The sequence below is a fragment of the Dyadobacter sediminis genome, from assembly GCF_005860765.1.
Taxonomy (GTDB): domain Bacteria; phylum Bacteroidota; class Bacteroidia; order Cytophagales; family Spirosomataceae; genus Dyadobacter; species Dyadobacter sediminis.
In genome coordinates this window covers 1-20,236 of record NZ_VCEI01000002.1, presented here as the reverse complement: position 1 = coordinate 20,236, position 20,236 = coordinate 1, and the positions used below count along the sequence as shown (strand labels likewise).

Below are 20,236 nucleotides of genomic sequence, written 5' to 3'. Positions count from 1 at the left end.
TGGCTTCAGTGACGGATACTTTTTCAGAGACCTTTATAGAAACTGTTTCACAAGATGCGTCAAAAGAAAATTTCATTATCATTTAAAATATGCGGTCTATGAAGATAAGGCCGCTAGCGAACTGAAGCTTTCCAGAAAAGGATCCCGAATTTAAATTTTTCTAAACCACCAAAGCTTTCGCCCGCCTGTGATAAATCCAGTTAAGTAATATAAGGGTGGAACTGAGTAAGGTAAATATTAAATCGAGGTGATCAAAAGCCAGTAAAAACCCGGCTGTTAAAGCTCCAAATGCCGAACCTGCATCTCTGAAAGTAGCATTATTTGATACCGCCTGCGTTACATCTGCTTTCCCTGCGGATGCCGCGCCAGCTGCCAGGGCTGCATTAACATTGTAAAACGTAAATACAAGGATCAATCCACTCATTACCCAGCCATTCGTTGCCAATAGCAAACCTAGGCAAATTAGAAGAATAGAGCCTGAATAAATGTTAGGAAGTCCATACCGATCAGCTGACCAACCTGCAAAAGGCGAAATCAAAAGCGAGCAAATGCGTCGGAACATAAGAAATCCGGCGGCAACGGCAGTAATTTCAACAGCCGACCAATAGGGATGCGCATCCATCAACAGGGCCCCAATTAAAACCACGAGCATACCTTCCACTGCAAACGCCCCTAAAAACGCTAATCGGTTAAAGACGGATGGAAATGATATTTTAAAGCTAAATGGGCGAGCTGGCAAGCTGCCCCTTTCTTTCAGCTTAAAGGCGAAGTAAACTCCTGGCATCGAAAGGAGCGCAATCACTAAAAAGATCCGGCTAGGACTGATTACTTCAAAAAGCAGGGGGCCAACCAATAATGCAAGTAGTGGACCTGATTCGATGATGCTTTGGCTCATTCCCAGTGCCAGGCCTTTTTTTGGATAATCCATTGCATAAGTAATTGCCCCAACGCGAAGGACAGAATACGATATGCCCCACAAGATCCTGAGCAACACCAAAATTGCAATGCCAAAACCTGCACCATAGCCAGCCGTGGCTAATACAGATATAGTTGCCGCAACGATTATAGGTATACGGAAGCCCACAAGACTGAAGACGCGCAAAATAAGTGGGTTAAGCAAAATCCGTGTAAAGCGATTGATAGACAAGATAGTTCCAATCCAAATGATTGGAACGTGGATGCTGGAAGCATTGATTGGCAGAAAAGAATACAGGAATGCATCACCCATTAAAGCGAAGCTCAAGCTGAAAGACGCATACATGGGCAATTTCATTTCGGCAATATGCTTTCTCATTCTTTCCCAATCGGTTTATTTAGCCCTTATAAACCTTAATTTGACTGTATAGTTTGCGGCTGGATGATGATCAGGCAAAAATACCCTCTTTCCAGTCAGCTGCCGGATCAAATCGTTATTAAGCTTATCATCATGGGTGAATACTTTCACTTTCCCTATGGCGTTACCTTCGCCAACAGAAAACTGTATTACAACTATACCGCCAGTTTCACCAAGAACAGCAGGATAGTCAAGAAGGTTGGATAATTGATTGCCTATGTCCTGCGGCTGTTCCCGTGCTCCAAAAGAATAGACCGTTGACACAATGGTAGGGAAGACCAAAAACAAAACCATCAAGCCTTTCATCTGGATAAGGTTAATATGCTTTTCTTAAATTATCTGCAAAAGCATTAGGAAGAAGGCTAAGCTCTACGGCCTGCGCCGCCTTTTCTACATCGTATTTGACCCTTACAAATTCAACCTGAACAGCATCTTGATTTGTTATACTGGCTGTCTGATCAATCGTGATAACTACATAACAAGCGCGCGCATCACCATCTTTGGATTTACCTACGGAACCAGTGTTAATCAGGTGATGAAAATGCTCACTGCCGTTCTCACCAGAATTGATGACGCGGTGATAAGGCTTATGCGAATGTCCAAAGCATAGGATATCTGCTTTATATTCCGTGACAAGTTCCAGCATGTACTGCTCAGGCAAATCCTGTAAAAGATATTCATTGATGCTTCTTGGGCTTCCATGGACAAGCAGCATGTTCAGCTGCTGATCATTAAGCTGAAACTCTAACCTGAGATGCCTGGGAAGTGTTAACAGGTAATTCCTTTCCTTATCTCCGACCAGCTTGTAGGCGTACTCGCTATTTTCTTCCTTGCTGCAATCGCCGAGAGAAGCAAGTATTTTTGCAACTTTCAGATCGTGGTTTCCTGCAATAGTTGCAATGCCATGTTTGCGCACCAAACCAATTACTTGGTTAGGCCATACATTATAGCCAACAAGATCGCCCAGGCAGTAAACCGCATCAGGTTGTTGTTTTTCCATATCTTCTAACACCGCCTCAAAAGCAGGAAGATTGGCATGGATATCAGATAGTAGTGCTATTTTCATTTTCCCAGGCGTAATGATTCTGCATATGCATCGGGAAGGACGCTGCCTTCTACGGCCTTGGCTGCTGTTTCAACATCGTACTCAAAACGTATAAACTCTACCGTAATACTTTCCTTGCTTGATGCCAGTGCATCTGCATCAATGTTCAGGATTACATAGCCACCTCTTGGGTCACCATCTTTTGGCTTACCGACAGAACCAATATTGATTGCATGCCGGAAATGATCTGTACCGTCTGGCTGGACTGAGCCCAGTACCCTATGGTAAGGTTTGTGGGTATGACCGAAAAGCATGACATCTGCACCGGCCTGCTCCATGATCCGCAACATGCTTTTTTCATCGCGGTCCTCAAACAAGTATTCATTGATCCGCCGCGGGCTGCCATGCACCAGAAGAACCGAAAGCGGTTTCTCATTTAATTGAAATTCCAGACGGATGTGTGCCGGCAGTGTTCTTAGATAAGCCCGCTGCTCATCCTTGACAATTTCGTTTGTATAAGCAATTGATACTTTGCCATTTTCTTTTTCATCGTCCGTTTTATAAGCACAACCACAATCGTCACTGCTCCTTCCGATGCCAAAGTCGTAATTACCGGCAATAGTAGGAATACCACGCTTTCTGATTTCGTCAATAACTTCATTTGGCCATATGTTATAACCGACCAGATCGCCCAGGCAATAAATAGCATCAATGTCTCTGGTTTCAACATCTTGGAAAAATGCATCCAAAGCCGGAAGGTTGGCATGGATATCTGAAAAAAAAGCAATTCTCATGTAATAGGCAGTTAATTGGAAAACTTGTGCTGTTGTTTGAGTGCAAAATTGACCATCAGGATCAATACCGGCACTTCGATTAATGGGCCAATGACAGCAGCGAATGCAGCCCCGGAATCAATTCCGAATACAGCGATAGCGACCGCAATCCCAAGCTCGAAGTTGTTACCTGCGGCAGTGAAGGCCAGCGATGTTGATTTGGCATAATCCGTGCCTGCACGTTTGGACAAGTAAAAAGCGGAGAAAAACATGATAGCAAAATAGATTGTCAGTGGTAGCGCAATGCGCAGCACATCAAAGGGGATACTCACAATCAGCTGGCCCTTCAAACTAAACATGACCACAATCGTGAAGAGCAAGGCAATTAATGTAATCGGGCTGATGGCCGGAAGAAACTTCTTCTCATACCACTGCTTACTAAACAACTTTGTTAATACGATCCGGGAAATAATGCCAGCCAGGAACGGGATGCCCAGATAGATAAAGACGCTTTGGGCGACCTGGCCAATCGTAATGTTGACCTCGAAGCCCTTCAAGCCAAAAAGCGGCGGTAATACTGTTACGAAAACATAGGCATACACCGAATAAAACAAGACCTGAAAAATGCTGTTGAACGCAACTAGTCCTGCTGCATACAGGCGGTCACCATTGGCCAGGTCATTCCAGACAATGACCATGGCGATGCAACGGGCAATACCAATCATGATCAGGCCAGTCATGTACTCTGGCTTATCGGGAAGGAAAATGACGGCCAAGCCAAACATCAGCAGCGGGCCAATGATCCAGTTTTGAAGCAGCGAAAGCCCCAGGATCTTGGTGTTGCTAAACACCTTTGGCAGCTCTGCATAACGCACCTTGGCCAGTGGCGGGTACATCATCAGCACAAGGCCAATGGCTAGCGGAACATTCACACCTGATCCTGAATTGAACTGATTGATGAAATCAGGTGTGCCCGGCAAGAAATAGCCAATTGAAACGCCGATCAGCATGGCCAGAAAAATCCATAAAGTCAGGTAGCGGTCTAGGAAGGAAAGACGTGGGTTATTCATGTGGTTGTATGCTTTAAATCTCTTTGCATCACGACAGCAGATGTTGGGCAAAGGCCACTAAACTGCTTGGTTTGCTGAATTGCTTCCGGCACTTGCTCACGGTTTACGACCGCAAAACCATAGCGGTCAAAATAATGGTCAGCCGTGGTTGTGATCAGGTATACTGCTTTAACTTCTTGCTTGTCAGCATTTGCCAGAAGCTGCCCGACCAATTTCCGGGCAATGCCCTTACCCTGATGATCAGGGCTGACCGCAATTGAGCGTAATAGTGCAACTTCTCCATACAGCTCTATTCCAGCAACACCAACAAGTGACCCTTCCTGTCTGGCTAAAAGAAAATCCGGCAAGCCGGCAGGCAAGTCTTCGATAACAAGGTCTGCTTCTTTTAGCAGGCTGGCTATGAGTTCTCTGTCTGCTGGCCCTGCTTTATCAATTTGTAGTTTCATAGCTGGTTGTTTTGATTAGCAGCACCCAGAGCCTGGCTTGCAGCTGTCACCATCAGAGGTGACCAGTTCTAATTCCTGTTTAACAGGAGCGGGCGCGCAGCATGATGCTTCTGCTGACGGTGTTCCGCAACTTTGGTTTCGGGTAAGTGCCTTGCATTGGGTAAAGTCCGGGACCAGGTTGACAGTGAAAGTTTCACCATCGGAAGCAAACTCTCCGGGGTACATCTGACGTGTATCAAACCTGGAATTGCCAAATTCAATTTTAACGGTTGCATTGGGGTTCAGGGGAAGCGATTTTTCAACCAGGTCAACAATTTTCAACGCTTTGTCAACTTTCATTGAACGGTCTACTTCTTTCTCTGAGGGTTCCCATAGCTGCACGATCACTTCTGTCCAGCTGTTCATTACCCCGCCGCAATCAACTGAAACAATCGGTGCTTGTTTGATCTCGGTAATGTGGTAAGAGCTGTCTACAAATTTGCCTTCCTCATATTGGAATTGCAGGTGCAGATCAGGGTTTTGTTGAAGGGTATTTTTGAAATCACCCCAGCTCATCGGACTGCGAGTCTCCGGATTTAATTGGCTCATGGTTTCTATTGGTTAAATGTATTATTACGATTGATATTTTCAAAAAAATGCCAGCTAATTGCAGCAGGATTCAGTAATGGCAAATGTATCAAGCAATGAACCGAAAGTTTTTTGTGCTTCTGACCACACGACCGGGTTAATGCAATAGCATACCCTTGGGGGATTGATTTCGCCATGAATGATCCCAATCCTTTTAAGCTCCTTCAAATGCTGGGAAACAGTTGCCTGGGCAAGTTCGAGCTCATCTACCAAATCACCACAAACGCAGGCTTTTCTGGAAATTAGCAGTTGCAGGATCGCAACCCTGGCCGGGTGCGAAAATGCCTTTGCAAGATCCGCGATACGGTTCTGCTGCTCTGTGAATATTTCGGTTTTAGTTACTCCCATGCTGCAAATATAGATAGCATTTAACCAATTGCAATATTACGATTAATATTTTTTTGTCTGATAAATTCTATCGTATCTTTACGATTGACTACAACTTACTTGATAAATATGAACCTGATCAACCTCTTACTGATAACCTTTTTTACCACTGCCGCAATTATGCCATCTAGCAAATCAGACAATAAGAAAGCGCTAAATCCAAAGCTTTCTGCCTACATAGAAACCCTTAAAAAGGATTTCTCAAAAATACCCGGTGACAGAAAAGAAGAGCTTGACAAAATAGCCGCATTTATTCAAAAGCAGGTTAAAGCTGATCAGCCTGTACAGCTCACCTACATCTGTACGCACAATTCGCGCCGCAGCCATTTCGGCCAGATTTGGGCTGCTACTGCTGCTGCATATTACGATATCCCTAATGTGAAAACATACTCTGGTGGTACTGAGGCCAGCGCATTCAATGAACGGGCAGTTGCTGCCTGCGAGCGGGCTGGTTTTGCGGTAACGAAAACATCAGAGGGCAAAAACCCGGTCTATCATGTAAGCTACGGGGACGGAGCTGAACCTATGAAAGCTTTTTCGAAGAAATATGACGACGCCAGCAACCCGCAAAGCAATTTTTGCGCTATCATGACCTGTTCGCAGGCTGATGAAGCGTGTCCTGTTGTAAAAGGCGCAGCTGCCAGGGTTGCCGTTCCTTATGATGACCCCAAAGCCTTTGATGGCAGCGCGCAGGAGACAGCTAAATACGACGAGCGTTGCAAACAAATCGCAACCGAAACGCTGTATGTTTTTTCAAAAATAAAAATCTAATGGTATCCCTTATCATAATTTTATAGGATGGGATGCGGCAGACCATGATATGCGATAAATGCCCAGCAAATGGGGCTTGAAAGATGTTGCGATCACAAGTGAAGATGGATATGCCTAAGACCATACATGGCCTGAATTTATCCTAACTCCATCGCCGATTTTGCGCCGCGGTTTCGTAACCATTCTACCAGCTCATCTGCACCTTCCCGCTGCGCAGCGTCCAGGGGTGATAAATTTTCCCAATCCGGTATCCAATTTATGTTGGCTCCTTGTCCGAGTAAGAAAGCAGCTGCTACTTTTTGTCCACCATGACAACAGCCCCAAAAAGCGCGGTCAATCTCACCTGCCTCAGGTTTGGATTCTTTAGTGAAATAGCTCTCTAATCTATCCATCAGGCCAAGGGTAGCGACATCGGTTAAATTAGTTTTTGCACCAAGCTCGACAAGCCTGTGTGCTGCTTTCCATTGCCCAAAAGCCCTTGCATCCGTCAGTGGGGTTCCCCCGGCAATGACGGCGCCTTCGGCTTCTATGTTTGCTCCGGCATCGATTAAAGTATCAAGTGCTTCATTATCATCACTACTTGCAGCCCAATGCAGGGGTGTTTCAATATGTGGCCCGCTAAACCGAGCATTGACATCTGCGCCGGCTTCAACAAGCTTTTTGATTGTTAGTGCGATATTGGGATAATGACCTGGCCAGTCTGTGGCAACGTGCAGTAGCGTACGCGACATTCCACAAGGGTCATTATCACCAAGCCTTGCTTGGGATAAGCCGGGGTTTTCAGCTAGTAATTGTGTGAGTTTTGGTATATCCCCTGTTTGAATAGCGTTGACTACTGCAACCGCAATAGGATCACGGGTATCAATGTAGTTCATAATTACAGGCTTAATTGCAACAGCTTCTTTGCTGTTGAACCGGTGGGCACTTTGCAGCCCCGTAAGAACAGAAAACACAGCAGTCGCCGCTTAGAGGCTTTAATACGATCTTGCAAGAAGTGCATTCATAAAAATACATGCAAGCGTCCGTGGGCATAGTTTCTGCTTCTTGATGCCCACAATTCGGGCACATAATTACAGATTCAAGTATGGCGACCATTTTTAGAGCGTTTTTGTGCTTGTTACTTTATAACCGGTCGCATCGACTGCCTTTTTAATATCAGCAATTGAGGTTTTCTTACTATCATATTTCACGGTGGCCGCCCCTTTTGAGTATGAGACATCAACCTGTGAAACGCCTTTCAATTTAGCAACCTCCTTTTTGACGTGATGTTCACAGCTTTCACAAGTCATTCCTTTTATGGTCACATAAGCAACTTTTTGCGGACCATCCTGTACAGGTTGTACAACTTCTTGATCCTTAGCTTGGTAAAGCAGGTTTGAATAGGATGGAAAGGTCAGTAATAGCAGCGCTATTGCTGTTACCATGCCTAAGAATCCCTTTGTTTGCCAGAAGGATGTTTTGTTTGGTTCGCACGCACAATCTTTCATTTTGCTATTTTTTAATTGATTATACCAGGCCCAACCTAATGCCCCAATGGTCAGCACAACGCTAAACGGGCGAAATGTTTCAAGCCAGACAAGCCCACTGGATGAACCAGAAACACCAAATATTACCGCCAACAGCGGAACCGTGCAACAGAGCGAAGAAGCAAAGGCTGTGAAGAGTCCGATAAATCCTGTCGTTTTCATAGTTCAATTGTTTTAATTTAAGCTAACCGATAGCTCTGACGACGTTTGTGAAGTTGTAAGATACCCCAAGATCAAGTTTAAAATATCAATGGATTCATCCCGCAGGGAATAGAACACGGTTTGCCCAACTTTTCTGGCCTGAATAAGTTGTGCATCTTTAAGCTTACGTAAATGCTGGGAGACAGCTGGAATACTCATTGATAAAATATCGGATAAATCGCAAACGCATAGGTTATTTTCTTCCCGCAAGAGATAGATAATTTTTAAACGGTTTTCGTTTCCTGCTAAGTCTAAAACCTGTGACAACCGCCCAAAAGATGGCTGAAACTGGTTTATAATTTCTGTGTACCGCTGAATTTTACCCTGATCTTCATAAACCCGGATACAGCCTTGCTGATCGCTCATATTTATCTGTGTATTACAAAGCAAATCTAAGCAATTTAAGTATTTAAGCAAATAGTTAAATACGAGATAATGGTTCGTCAGTTTTTTGATTTGTAAATGAGAATACAAGCGCTACCGAATTGAAAACTCAAATATTCTTAATTTCTGGTAAACATTGATTTTCAAAAACCAATTCGTAGCTGGTTGGCCTCTAGATAATTTTATCTATTTTCTTAAATAGCGTTTGGTGCAACTGATGCGTGCGCTTGGTCTGTTTTTTATATGTCAATTTGTTTGTAAGTTCAATTTTCTCTTTCAGCTTTACTGTATGCTACATTTTCATTGCTGTTTATTCCAGGCAGGAAGAGCAGGTTTGGTTAGTGTGCTGTTACACTGCGCTAATATCTTCTAAAAAGAGAATGTTAAACGGCATATGAGTAAACTTTATCACCCGTCACTACCGTTTCTGCCGCTAATAACAACAAATGGGAGAAAGAACCACGGACCCTAACTTACTGCCGGCCATGATAAATCTGAATGATCATATACCTTCTACGAGCCGAAAAGTTTCTGTCTTGTAAGAGTGGATCTTGCTAAGAGCTGCCTTAGCGCCTGGACCCTACATGTAGTATTCCCGACAACCTAAAGTAAAACTCGCAGATCGCATCTTTGGGCTACAAATTTTTGCCTAAGTTATTATCAAGCACGCACCACTAAATTCCACGAATTATTAAATCAAACCGTAATCAAAGGATCAAAGACTGAACCATAATCTGACCATCAAGCTCATACACACATAGTACTGCTTTCTTGTCAGGACTCAGCGCAAGCTTGGGATACTGTCCATTCCCTAATGTAAATGTTTTTTTCCCATCTGGACTTCTGAATTGAATATGCCCATCCTGGTGCCAGGCAACCACCCGGCCTTTGCTAGTTTGCAGGATCACCGGTGTCCGGCCACTGCCAAGTTTTACTTCCGGTTTTGAAGGTTCAGCCATATAGACTTCCAGCTGTCGCCTCCATACGGTAGTAATATTTCCACTTGCATCAGCTAACAAATCCCCTCCGTCCATCGGACATCCGTCGATGACAAAATCCCCCGTTCCCAGTTTCTGGGCTTTGTTAAAATGCTGACCATTATCCTTCGAGCTGATCACATACATGTTCCGCGCGCCATTGAGCTTGTTTCGGAACATAACATTCACAGCACCATTTTGGTCTATGGCAACGGAAGGCTTGCAGCAATCACAAATCCCTTTTTGCTCACCTTTGTAAATCAATTGGTTCTTTCCCCAGGTTAGCCCGCCATCCTTAGAGCGCGCGCCAAATAAATTATTATTTCCAAGCCGGGTATCAAGCCAGGCAGTATAGACCAGGTTATCCTTGCCAGCACTGATTCCAGACAAGGCTTCTTTTGCAGTAGTGTCCGTGTCATTAACCCGTACAGGCTTAGACCATTGATTTGTTGCATTCAAAGACCGCATTGCATACAAATTTCCGTGATGATCCCCGACTGTGACTACCGTGTAATCTTTTGTTGTGGTAAGTTGTGGCCCCCTTCCCATCCCAAGACCCATCTGCGGAAAGTTGCCTAACAGCGCAGGTTTGGAGTACGACTTGCCACCGTCACCGGAAAATATATAATACAAGTCACGTTCATTGCCATTCTTGACACCGTACACGATGTGAATAATGCCCTTAGCATCAACACTTATTTCCGGCTGGCTGCCTGCGGCCAGTTTTTGTTCAGATTCAAAAGTATGATAAGGGTGAGCTGCCAAAAAAATTAAGCAGGTGAAAACGGCGGTTACAAATTTCGACAACATCATATAGCTTAATAAAAAGGTTCTGCACGCCTTTAAAAGTCCTTAACCCTACAATTTACCTTTACAATCTTGGGATTCCATAATTATGTAACGTGGCATAGTAATTGTGTAGAAATTACGCTAGAACAATAGGCAATCTTTGTATTGCGAAAAACCGCATGTCTTAATATGAAAGGTTGTGTTTTTTTACTGCTGATGATGATTTGCCTCCTGGTGCCAGTGGGGGTAAGTCAAGCATGTGGTAGCAAGCACTTTCCAGTCAAAAAAGAAGTAAAGCATGTGGCTTCACATAAAAAGGCCTGCTGCGCCAGGCATCGAAACCATAGATCAGGGGATAGGAATAAGAAATGTAGCCATAGTTGTAATGAATCTGGCTGTGATTGCGCCCACTCTCTTCCTGTTTTTGCATTAAAGATCCAGCCGACAGGGTTAATCCAAAAAACCCTTGCTGTTGTTGATAATTCCCCCTCCTGGTTCTTCCAGGAAACTTCCCCAAAGCCAGTGTATCTTTCACTGTGGATGCCTCCTAATATAGGTTGATAAGTTCCCTGTAGCCACAGGTACGCCCTTCCGGAGCTCTTTCACTTCGGACAAAAACTTATTTAAAATCCAAAATTCCATTCTGATGAAATCAATTAAAATATTGATGGCAACATTGCTATTGCTGTCTACTTTCTTATCCTATGCAGATATCAAAAATGTCACTACCGAGAATGTAACAATTGCCGGATCATGCTCTCAGTGCAAGGAAGGCATTGAAGCCGCTGCATTTGAGAAAAATATCTCCAAAGCAAACTGGGATAAGGAAACGAAAGTTGCCGCAGTCACTTACGATAGTAAAAAGACCTCTCTGGATGCAATCCTGAAAAAAATTGCATTGGCCGGGTACGATAACAAAAGCTACTTGGCACCTGATGATGCTTATGCCAAATTGGAGGAATGCTGCCGCTACGAGCGCATTGGAAAAAATGAAGTTGTGGCCCAAAAGAAAATGACCGACCATGAGCATGATGCTGGGTCAATAGAAACTATTAATAAGGCCAAGTCAGCTGACGCTGACCCGCTGAAACCAGTTTTGGATGCCTATTACGCGGTGAAGGATGCCCTGGTTAGCTCTGACGGAAATGCCACTTCTGCGAAAGCAACAAGCCTTGTAAAGGCACTCAAAGCCGTTAAGATGGACGAGCTGGGAAGCGAGCAGCATATGGTTTGGATGAAGGTCATGAAAGATCTGAATTTCGATGCCGAACACATTGAAGAAACCAAAGATCTAGGCCACCAAAGAGACCATTTCTCTTCTCTTTCCGAGAATATGTATAAACTCATCAAGTCGGCAAAGCCTTCTCAGGCGGTTTATTATCAGCACTGCCCAATGGCCAAAGAAGGAAAAGGTGCCAACTGGCTAAGCCAGGTATCGGCAATTAAAAACCCTTATTATGGCGCGCAGATGTTGAACTGTGGTAAAACCACTGAAACACTCAAATAGTAACGACTGTCCTGATGGCAACGTAAACATTACCTGCTAGTAAGTATGACTTATGGTCATCAGGACAGTCTTCTCTTCTTATTTAAATAACAGCACATGATGGATTTTCTTAAAATCCCTATATATAGATTTCTTGCTGCGGCCGCTATGCTCATCATTATTTCTGAGCAGGTTTACGGCCAAAAAATAGTACGGTATGATCTATACGTTAAAGACACAACTGTAAATTTTACTGGGACGCCTAAGCGTGCCATTGCAGTAAACGGACAAATTCCGATGCCTACATTAACGTTTACGGAGGGGGACACTGCCGAAATATACGTACACAATGAGCTCGACGAAGAGACATCCCTGCACTGGCATGGACTGTTCTTACCCAATAAGTATGACGGGGTACCTAATCTGACACAGATGCCCATTAAGCCTCATACAACACACTTATACAGGTTTGCAATTATTCAGCACGGCACGCACTGGTACCATAGCCATACTGAGTTGCAAGAGCAGATAGGCATGTATGGATCGATGATCCTGAACAAGAAAAAAGAACCAACCATTCCTACTGTTCCAATCATATTGAGTGAGTGGACGGATATGAAGCCTAAAAACGTCCACAGGATGCTTCACAACGCAAGTGATTGGTTTGCTATAAAGAAGGGTGCAACCCAAAGCTATTCGGAAGCTATTAGTCAAGGATATTTCAAGACAAAGGTTGGAAACGAATGGAAGCGGATGACAGCGATGGATGTCAGCGACGTGTATTATGACCGCTTCCTTATTAATGGAAAAAATGAAAGCCAACTGTCCCAGTTTAAACCAGGTGATAAAGTCCGTCTAAGGATTTCAAATGGCGGGGCTTCAACCTATTTCTGGCTTACTTATGCAGGCGGCAAAATGACTGTTGTCGCTAACGACGGAAACGATGTAGAGCCGGTAGATGTGGACAGGCTGATCATAGCAGTTTCAGAAACGTATGATATAATTGTTACCATTCCAGCCGTTACGCCCGGATCTGCCCCTACTGCATATGAGTTTCTGGCTACATCGGAAGACCGGACCAAATCTACGTCCCTGTTCCTGGGTGAAGGGGTGAAACAACTGGCATCACCGTTACCGCGCCTCAAATACTTTGAGGGGATGAAGATGATGAATGGCATGATGAAAATGAATGGTGACCTGGACGATATGGGCATGAACATGAGCCTGAACCAGATGGATATGAATGTGGTCATGTACCCGGAAATTACCGGCGCTTTAAAAAGCAAAAAGAAGGATACAGGCAAAGCAATGGATATGGGGAACATGAAAATGGATGATCCCAAAAAAGTGGATGAACATGCTGGTCATAACATGTACAACAGTAATGCCTTGTCCTCGATTACGACGTTAAATTATGCCATGCTTCAGTCGCCTGAAAACACATCTTTACCTAAGGATGCACCGGTAAAAGAGCTCCGTTTTGTATTGACTGGCAACATGAACCAGTACGTATGGAGCATGGATAACAAAGTGGTTTCAGAGCGTGACAAAATCCTGATCAAAAAAGGGGAAAACGTTCGTATGGTCATTTACAATAATTCCATGATGCGGCACCCCATGCACCTTCATGGCCACGATTTCCGGGTACTCAATGGAAAGGGAGTGAATGCGCCCATGAAAAACATCATTGACATCATGCCGATGGAAACTGATACGCTTGAATTTGCTGCAACGGAAAGTGGTGACTGGTTTTTTCATTGCCATATCCTTTACCATATGATGAGCGGCATGGGTGCGGTCTTCTCCTATGAGAATTCCCCGGCTAACCCTGAGATCCCTAACCCCCGGTTAGCACAACGCAAACTATTTGCCGATGACCGGGAGTTTCATTTCATGGCCGAGAACGATATTGCCACCAACGGCAACGATGGTGAAGCGATGCTGCAAAACACCCGGTGGAGTATCGGATCGGAATGGAGGCTAGGTTATAATGACCATCACGGTTATGAAGTTGAAACACACCTAGGGCGTTACATTGGGAAAATGCAGTGGCTGATGCCATTTATTGGCTTTGACTGGCGGTACCGAAAAATGGGGATGGATGAAGTAGAAACCAATCTGTTTGGCCAGCGAAACACCAAGGATCAAAGATCCGTGTTTAGCGCGGGAGTAAACTACATGTTGCCCATGCTGGTTACGGCGCAAGCTGAAATATTCACGGATGGCAACCTGCGTTTTCAATTGGAACGGATGGATATACCAGTTTCCAAACGTCTGCGGATGAACCTGATGGTCAATACGGACAAGGAGTACATGGCCGCCCTTCGGTATATCTTTACCAGGTATGTAGGTGCCACAGCCCATTATGACAGCGACATGGGTTTTGGTGTCGGGCTGACCTTGAATTACTAGCCAATAGATATCAGCTTACAGCACCACATAAACAGTGACAAATGGAAAATCACCACCACCACGGGCATCATCCGGAAAAGCAACCCGAAGCCGTGAACGGAATGAAAGGAGTTGAACATGAGCATCATGGTCACGGCGGGCACACCGATGAAGACAGTAGCCATGACAAACACGCAGGCCACCATACCGAGGATTTTTTAAAGCGCTTCTGGATTTGCATGGTCATTACTTTGCCAATCCTTTTGCTATCCCATATGATCCAGCAATGGATTGGTTTTAACTGGACCTTCCCAGGTGATCAATATATGCTTTTGGCACTAAGCACGATCATATACTTCTATGGAGGCTGGCCGTTTCTGACGGGCCTTGTCCGGGAGCTAAAAAGCAAAACTTTGGGTATGATGACCCTGGTGGCGGTTGCGATTACTACTGCGTATGTGTATAGCGTGGCCGTGGTTTTTGGGCTGGAAGGGATGGACTTTTTTTGGGAGCTTGCTACCCTGATTGATATTATGCTCATTGGGCATTGGCTGGAAATGAAATCGCAGATGGCCGCCTCAAAAGCCCTGGAATCCCTGGTTGCTTTACTTCCATCAGTGGTTCATGTAGAAAAGGACAATCAGGTAACCGATATACCTTTAAAAGAACTTCGCACAGGGAATTTGTTACTTGTCAAGCCAGGTGAAAAGGTGCCTGCCGACGGATTGGTCACAGATGGACGTTCTTATGTGAACGAAAGCATGCTCACTGGCGAAAGTGTGCCAGTTCAAAAGCAGAAAGACGATAAGGTTATTGCCGGTGCTATCAACGGTGATGGTGTCCTCAAAGTCAAGGTTACCGGGGCGGGCAATGACAGCTACCTGCAAAAGGTCATCAACATGGTCAAGACTGCCCAGGATGCTAAATCCAGTACCCAAAACCTGGCAGATAAGGTAGCCGGATGGCTAACCATTGTTTCCATTACAGTTGGGGTTGCGACTTTCATCATCTGGTACACTGGTGGTCAAAGCCTGGCATTTGCCTTAGAAAGAATGGTTACTGTTATGGTAACATCTTGTCCGCACGCCTTGGGGGTCGCTATCCCTTTGGTTATTGCCATTTCGACAACCATTTCTGCAACGCATGGGCTGTTGATCCGCAACCGCACTGCCTTTGAGAATGCGCGAAAATTGACTACAATCATTTTCGATAAAACCGGCACACTTACCAAAGGCTCCCATGAAGTCCAACAGATAATACCCATTGACGAGCAGCTCTCACCAGACCAGATTTTACAGTATGCAGCGGCTGTACAACAAAACTCCGAGCACCATATCGCCCACGGCGTAATCAGGAAATTGAAAGAAAAAGGATTGCAGCTTTACAAGTCCACCGATTTCAATTATATGCAAGGCATTGGGGTAACAGGTACTGTGGATGGCAAGAAAATAGTAGCTGCCGGTCCTAATTATTTCACCCAGGAAAATAAACCGGTTCCCTCCATTCCCGACCAGGTTGACCAGGCCACTGACACGGTAAACTTTATCCTGGTCGATGGCAAGCTGGTTGGCTTGATCACTTTTGCCGATACCATCCGGGAGAATGCAGCCCAGGCAATCGCTGAACTGAAAAAAATGAACATCAAATCGTTCCTTTTGACCGGGGACAATGCCAAGATTGCAGAAGCGGTCTGCAAAAAGCTGGACATGGATGGTTACCTGGCGGGTGTGCTGCCACACCAAAAGCAGGATAAGGTCAAGGAGTTTCAAAATAAGGGAGAGATTGTAGCAATGACAGGCGACGGGGTCAATGATGCGCCCGCGCTTGCACAAGCAGATGTAGGTATTGCCGTAGGCTCGGGAACTGATGTAGCAGCTGAAACGGCCGATATTATCCTGGTAAATAGTGACCCGATGGACGTAGTGCAAATGATCACATTTGGCAGGGCTACTTACAGAAAAATGGTGCAGAACCTTGCTTGGGCAATTGGCTACAATGTAATAGCTATACCGCTGGCCGCAGGTGTTTTGTACCCTTCCTTCATGCTAAGCCCAGCAATGGGGGCAGTCCTTATGAGCGCATCCACGATTGTGGTTGCCATTAATGCAAAACTGCTTAAAGTCAATTAAGGAAATTATACCATAATGGCATAAATATTTTAAATGCATCCCACTGAATTTGAACACAATAAACCACTTATTCAAACAACAACCACATGAAACCAACATTCAAGATTTTAGGACTCGCTGCATTGATAGCCTTTTCAACCGCCTGCTCGGATGACGACGACAACAATCAAATTTCCATTCAAGCCCATGACGAAAATCAAATGATGACACTTATGCATCAGATGATGGATGAAATGCATACCATGAAAGTGACACAGGATCCAGATATCGATTATGCAAGTATGATGAGAATGCACCACATGGGTGCTATCGACATGGCAGAGCTGGAATTGAAGTCCGGAACTAATAGTGAAATGAAGGCCAAAGCCCAGGCGATCATCGATGCCCAGCAGAAAGAAATAGCAGAATTTGATTCTTTCCTTGCAAGCGCCAAGCCCACTACCATGAACATGGACTTTCATATGAAAATGATGGAAGGGATGGACCGGATGGGCAAGCAATCTGATCTTCAAATCATCAATGGAAATATAGACCAGGACTTTGCCACCTTAATGATCGAGCATCACCAGAGTGCTACTGAAATGGCACAGATGCACTTATTAATGGGTAAAGATGCTGGCTTGAAAGAAATGTCTTCCATGATCATCCAGGAGCAAAACAAAGAAATAGCCGATTTCCAGACTTGGCTACTGGCTAACAGAAATAATTAATTAACCACCAATCTAACCTTAATTCTTATGGCACATCAACAATTTAAAGAGTGTATTGATGCTTGCGTGGCGTGCGCAATCGCTTGCAGTCACTGTGCAACTGAGTGTTTGAAAGAAGAGCACGTAGGACATATGGCAAAGTGTATTCAGCTTGATTTAGAATGCGCCGCTATCTGTCGAAGTGCCGCCGAAGTGATGAGCCTTGGAAGCAGTTTCAGTGCGCACCTATGCCGTGTTTGTGCGGACGCTTGTAATGCGTGTGCAGATGAATGTGAAAAACATGCGGAAATGGGTATGGATCACTGCCGCCAGTGTGCAGAAGCTTGCCGTCATTGCGCCAAAATATGTGAAGAAATGGCAACCCCAGTTTAATAGACCATCCTGGGTTAACACAATCGAAGGGTAATCATTTTGGTTACCCTTTTTCAATGGCCACCTAAAACAAACCCGGTTTACCTGATTACAAGCACCTGGATATGTGACCCTTATCATGTTTGCTCAGCGCTATTGAAGGTAAATTTGATAAATTATAAAAACCGGTAGTCAAATGAAAAAGCACCAATTTATCTTCCTCATAGCATTTCTTGTATTTGCGGTTGGAAATGTATATTCCCAAAACTACAAACAGCCAATACCTGCTATTGATGCCCAGGGTAAGGTTACTGATGCGAAAGGAAAGCATATTGGCTGGGTTACCAGTGATGGAACTATCAAAGATGCTGCCGGAGTGAAAATTGCCCACATCGATGATCAGGGAAATGCCGTTGATGCCGCCACCGGTAAGTCCATGGGTAAAGCCGCAAAAAATGGCACATACCTTTACTATGTCCAAAGCGGGGCCGCTGATAGCTTAACGGTATCTAATCCTATGAATGGAACTTGTGAAGTCAAAGACAAAAATGGCAACACAGTCCTTTCGGTTCATGAAAACTACAAGCAGTACGGTGCCTGCGCGCTACATTGCCTTCAAATGAAAAACGAGCATAAGGATATGAAAATGAAATGATCTTGCAATTTCGTTGATGTAGGATTTGCGACAACCAAATTGAATTCATTTGTCAAATATTTTGGGTTGTGTGTTGGCTGACAATTGAACGTACCGTACTATACCAGGAGAAAAACCGTACGCGGAAGTCGTGACGGTTTTTCTCCCTTTCTTTAGTTTACCCCTACACTAAAAAACGGGGTAGCTGTCAAGCCTTGGTATACTATCTTCATGCTGCTTTCATTACAGGTATGCCTACTGGTTTCCAGCACGAAAACCGGAATGAAACAAAGAAAATTTTGCAGCTTTCTATCTTCTCATACCAGCATAACAGATGCGTCAGCACACTGGTTTTCATTGGCAAGTTGCCCAATGCTGCCCAAGGTTACTTGTGCTATCTGCGAAAGGGCTTCTTCTGTAAAGTAAGCCTGGTGTGCGGTGACCAAAACATTTGGAAAACTCATCAGCCGCTGAATAGTGTCATCTTCAATGATACTGCCAGAAAGGTCTTTGAAAAACAGCTGCTCTTCCTGTTCGTAAACATCAATGCCCAGATAGGCTACCTGCTTGCTTTTCAATGCCTGGATAACATCGACGGTATTGATCAGTCCGCCACGGCTTGTATTGATCACAGCAACTCCTTTTTTCATCATTGCCAAAGCTGCCTTATTGATCATGTAATGGTTTTCCTGGGTTAGCGGACAGTGCAGCGATACAATGTCCGCTTTCTTTAATACCTCTTCGAAAGACATGTACTGAATCCCCAGTGCCTGCATTTGCAGATCGGGTAACAGATCATAAGCAATCACGTTACAGCCAAAGCCAAGCATAATCCTGCAAAATGCTTTCCCAATTTTGCCCGTACCGATGATGCCGACGGTTTTACCATAAAGATTAAAACCAAGCATGCCGTTTAATGCAAAGTTTTGCTCCCGTACACGGTTATAAGCTTTATGTGTTTTACGGATTAAAGTCAGTAACATGGCTGTGGTATGCTCGGCGACAGCCTCAGGAGAATATTCCGGAACCCTGCATACGTGGATACCCTGGGCTTTTGCTGCATCCAGATCTACATTGTTGTAGCCGGCACAGCGCAGTGCAATGATCTTAACCCCTTTTTCAGCCAGTACGGAAATTACCGCTGCATTTACCTTGTCATTGACAAACACACAGACGGCAATTGCATCCTCAACCGCATTGACAATATGAGGGCCAAGATGTGTTTCAAAATATACCAGCTCAAAGCCGTAAGGCTCGTTGTACTTATCAAAAAAGGGCCTTTCATAAGGCTTTGCAGAAAAGAATAGTATTTTCATAAAAGTACTCCCGGCAGCATCAAACCAAATGCCTGCATATTTAAAACATTTTGTTTCCAATCAAAAACAAATTGCAAAGTTTAAGTTGTATCCACATGATCTGATCTTAATATCAGCTCTGCGGGGCACTTTGGTCCATTTAAGATAGGTATCTGGATTGTATAGGCAGCCCGATCCCAGTGAGATTCTTATTGAACGCAGTGATGTCATATATCCCGATACTTTTTACCATTCAACTAAAGCCTTCTTATATAACTGGTGAAATGTGGTTTAACCCCAATGATCAAATTCAAGATCACAACGCTTTACCATTATGATAAGTTGGATATTAAACAACTTGGTTTGTCCGCAAGCGTTTTTACCAAAAATGCTATCCTCCATCCTAATTCCACTCGTTTTGCATCCAGTAATCCCGAAACCGCATCCCTTTTTCAGTCAATTCACATTCCATAGGATACTGCCGGTTTAATGTCCAGACACAAATGACCATGTTGTCTTGCAGCTGTCTCCTCAAGGCGGAGATTATATGGGGCGGAAGCCTGGATGCTACCCGAAGTGAAAACCTGCCTTCATCCTTAAACCGTTTCATTGCTTCAAATTCGTCTTCCAGTGTCACTGATTACGCACGTGTCACAGTATATGTCCAAGAGAATATTAAAAAAACGGATTGAGCAGGTGTTTACAATCTTTCTGCCCTGAACAGGGTCTCCAGTGAAATCATGCGGTCCGTACCATTTGTATAGTCGGTACCATTGACATGGTTTGTCTTAGCCCCCTAAATGGTTGGACAAAATTGTAAAAACAGTTTAGTCCATTTAATTTAGGAATCATGAGTAAACAACGCCGAACATTCAGTGCAGAAGACCGGTACTCGATCGTACAGGAATCTC

General features: G+C 44.4%; 22 protein-coding genes. 7 read left to right on the top strand and 15 right to left on the bottom strand.

Annotated elements, in window-relative coordinates; genetic code table 11:
- Nucleotides 1–160 precede the first annotated feature (160 nt).
- Genes FEM55_RS00295 through FEM55_RS00260 form a run of 8 tightly spaced genes read right to left on the bottom strand, consistent with a single transcriptional unit; the run spans nt 161 to nt 5,642 of the window.
- The gene (locus FEM55_RS00295) at nt 161–1,294 is read right to left on the bottom strand and encodes an MFS transporter (protein WP_138279335.1); all 1,134 of its coding nucleotides are present in this window, start codon (nt 1,292–1,294) and stop codon (nt 161–163) included.
- Nucleotides 1,295–1,309: 15 nt separating this feature from the next.
- Nucleotides 1,310–1,639 carry a hypothetical protein gene (locus FEM55_RS00290; RefSeq protein ID WP_138279334.1) on the bottom strand — a complete coding sequence of 110 codons (330 nt, stop codon included), beginning with the start codon at nt 1,637–1,639 and terminating at the stop codon, nt 1,310–1,312.
- A 10-nt stretch (nt 1,640–1,649) separates the two neighbouring features.
- The gene (locus FEM55_RS00285; RefSeq protein WP_138279333.1) at nt 1,650–2,399 is read right to left on the bottom strand and encodes a metallophosphoesterase family protein; all 750 of its coding nucleotides are present in this window, start codon (nt 2,397–2,399) and stop codon (nt 1,650–1,652) included.
- Nucleotides 2,396–3,172 (bottom strand): metallophosphoesterase family protein, encoded by a 777-nt coding sequence (locus FEM55_RS00280; RefSeq protein WP_138279332.1) that lies wholly within the window; start codon nt 3,170–3,172, stop codon nt 2,396–2,398. The genes FEM55_RS00285 and FEM55_RS00280 overlap by 4 nt, the downstream gene beginning before the upstream one ends.
- An 11-nt stretch (nt 3,173–3,183) precedes the next feature.
- Nucleotides 3,184–4,221, bottom strand: coding sequence for an ACR3 family arsenite efflux transporter (gene arsB, locus FEM55_RS00275; protein WP_138279331.1), 1,038 nt, complete (start codon nt 4,219–4,221; stop codon nt 3,184–3,186).
- Nucleotides 4,218–4,667 carry an arsenic resistance N-acetyltransferase ArsN2 gene (arsN2, locus tag FEM55_RS00270; protein WP_138279330.1) on the bottom strand — a complete coding sequence of 150 codons (450 nt, stop codon included), beginning with the start codon at nt 4,665–4,667 and terminating at the stop codon, nt 4,218–4,220. Before arsN2 ends, arsB begins: the two co-directional genes overlap by 4 nt.
- 15 nt (nt 4,668–4,682) lie before the next feature.
- A complete protein-coding gene (locus FEM55_RS00265; protein WP_229209028.1) occupies nt 4,683–5,255 on the bottom strand; it encodes a DUF6428 family protein in 573 nt (190 codons plus the stop codon).
- A 54-nt stretch (nt 5,256–5,309) separates the two neighbouring features.
- Nucleotides 5,310–5,642 carry an ArsR/SmtB family transcription factor gene (locus FEM55_RS00260; RefSeq protein ID WP_138279329.1) on the bottom strand — a complete coding sequence of 111 codons (333 nt, stop codon included), beginning with the start codon at nt 5,640–5,642 and terminating at the stop codon, nt 5,310–5,312.
- Nucleotides 5,643–5,750: 108 nt separating this feature from the next.
- Here FEM55_RS00260 and FEM55_RS00255 point away from each other — a divergent pair, with 108 nt between their 5' ends.
- On the top strand, nt 5,751–6,452 hold the full coding sequence (locus tag FEM55_RS00255; RefSeq protein ID WP_138279328.1) for a low molecular weight phosphatase family protein: 702 nt from the start codon (nt 5,751–5,753) through the stop codon (nt 6,450–6,452).
- Between the two features lie 137 nt (nt 6,453–6,589).
- Here FEM55_RS00255 and FEM55_RS00250 read toward each other — a convergent pair whose 3' ends face one another.
- The 6 genes from FEM55_RS00250 to FEM55_RS00225 all read right to left on the bottom strand — a co-directional run bounded on the left by FEM55_RS00250 (nt 6,590) and on the right by FEM55_RS00225 (nt 10,864).
- Entirely contained in the window at nt 6,590–7,405 is an 816-nt protein-coding gene (locus FEM55_RS00250; protein ID WP_212748277.1) for an ankyrin repeat domain-containing protein, read from the bottom strand.
- Complete coding sequence (locus FEM55_RS25140) at nt 7,338–7,547, bottom strand: GDCCVxC domain-containing (seleno)protein (protein WP_138279326.1); 210 nt, start codon at nt 7,545–7,547, stop codon at nt 7,338–7,340. The genes FEM55_RS00250 and FEM55_RS25140 overlap by 68 nt, the downstream gene beginning before the upstream one ends.
- A gap of 2 nt (nt 7,548–7,549) precedes the next feature.
- Entirely contained in the window at nt 7,550–8,140 is a 591-nt protein-coding gene (gene merTP / locus FEM55_RS00240; protein ID WP_138279325.1) for a mercuric transport protein MerTP, read from the bottom strand.
- A 12-nt stretch (nt 8,141–8,152) separates the two neighbouring features.
- Nucleotides 8,153–8,545 (bottom strand): ArsR/SmtB family transcription factor, encoded by a 393-nt coding sequence (locus FEM55_RS00235; protein ID WP_138279324.1) that lies wholly within the window; start codon nt 8,543–8,545, stop codon nt 8,153–8,155.
- A 725-nt stretch (nt 8,546–9,270) separates the two neighbouring features.
- The gene (locus tag FEM55_RS00230) at nt 9,271–10,353 is read right to left on the bottom strand and encodes a sialidase family protein (RefSeq protein WP_138279323.1); all 1,083 of its coding nucleotides are present in this window, start codon (nt 10,351–10,353) and stop codon (nt 9,271–9,273) included.
- Between the two features lie 256 nt (nt 10,354–10,609).
- Nucleotides 10,610–10,864 (bottom strand): hypothetical protein, encoded by a 255-nt coding sequence (locus FEM55_RS00225; RefSeq protein WP_138279322.1) that lies wholly within the window; start codon nt 10,862–10,864, stop codon nt 10,610–10,612.
- Between the two features lie 111 nt (nt 10,865–10,975).
- Between FEM55_RS00225 and FEM55_RS00220 the strand changes: the two genes are divergently transcribed.
- From FEM55_RS00220 to FEM55_RS00195, 6 genes are all read left to right on the top strand, one after another.
- The gene (locus tag FEM55_RS00220) at nt 10,976–11,836 is read left to right on the top strand and encodes a DUF3347 domain-containing protein (protein ID WP_138279321.1); all 861 of its coding nucleotides are present in this window, start codon (nt 10,976–10,978) and stop codon (nt 11,834–11,836) included.
- Between the two features lie 96 nt (nt 11,837–11,932).
- Nucleotides 11,933–14,227 carry a multicopper oxidase domain-containing protein gene (locus tag FEM55_RS00215; protein ID WP_212748276.1) on the top strand — a complete coding sequence of 765 codons (2,295 nt, stop codon included), beginning with the start codon at nt 11,933–11,935 and terminating at the stop codon, nt 14,225–14,227.
- Between the two features lie 41 nt (nt 14,228–14,268).
- Nucleotides 14,269–16,335, top strand: a complete 2,067-nt coding sequence (locus FEM55_RS00210) for a heavy metal translocating P-type ATPase (RefSeq protein WP_138279320.1) — start codon at nt 14,269–14,271, stop codon at nt 16,333–16,335.
- Nucleotides 16,336–16,421: 86 nt separating this feature from the next.
- Nucleotides 16,422–17,045, top strand: coding sequence for a DUF305 domain-containing protein (locus tag FEM55_RS00205; RefSeq protein WP_138279319.1), 624 nt, complete (start codon nt 16,422–16,424; stop codon nt 17,043–17,045).
- Between the two features lie 27 nt (nt 17,046–17,072).
- Nucleotides 17,073–17,417, top strand: coding sequence for a four-helix bundle copper-binding protein (locus FEM55_RS00200; RefSeq protein ID WP_138279318.1), 345 nt, complete (start codon nt 17,073–17,075; stop codon nt 17,415–17,417).
- Between the two features lie 175 nt (nt 17,418–17,592).
- Nucleotides 17,593–18,051, top strand: coding sequence for a 5-fold beta-flower protein (locus tag FEM55_RS00195; protein WP_138279317.1), 459 nt, complete (start codon nt 17,593–17,595; stop codon nt 18,049–18,051).
- A 296-nt stretch (nt 18,052–18,347) separates the two neighbouring features.
- On the opposite strand, the gene FEM55_RS00190 is transcribed toward FEM55_RS00195, so the two are convergent.
- Entirely contained in the window at nt 18,348–19,346 is a 999-nt protein-coding gene (locus tag FEM55_RS00190; protein ID WP_138279316.1) for a 2-hydroxyacid dehydrogenase, read from the bottom strand.
- Nucleotides 19,347–20,236 lie beyond the last annotated feature (890 nt).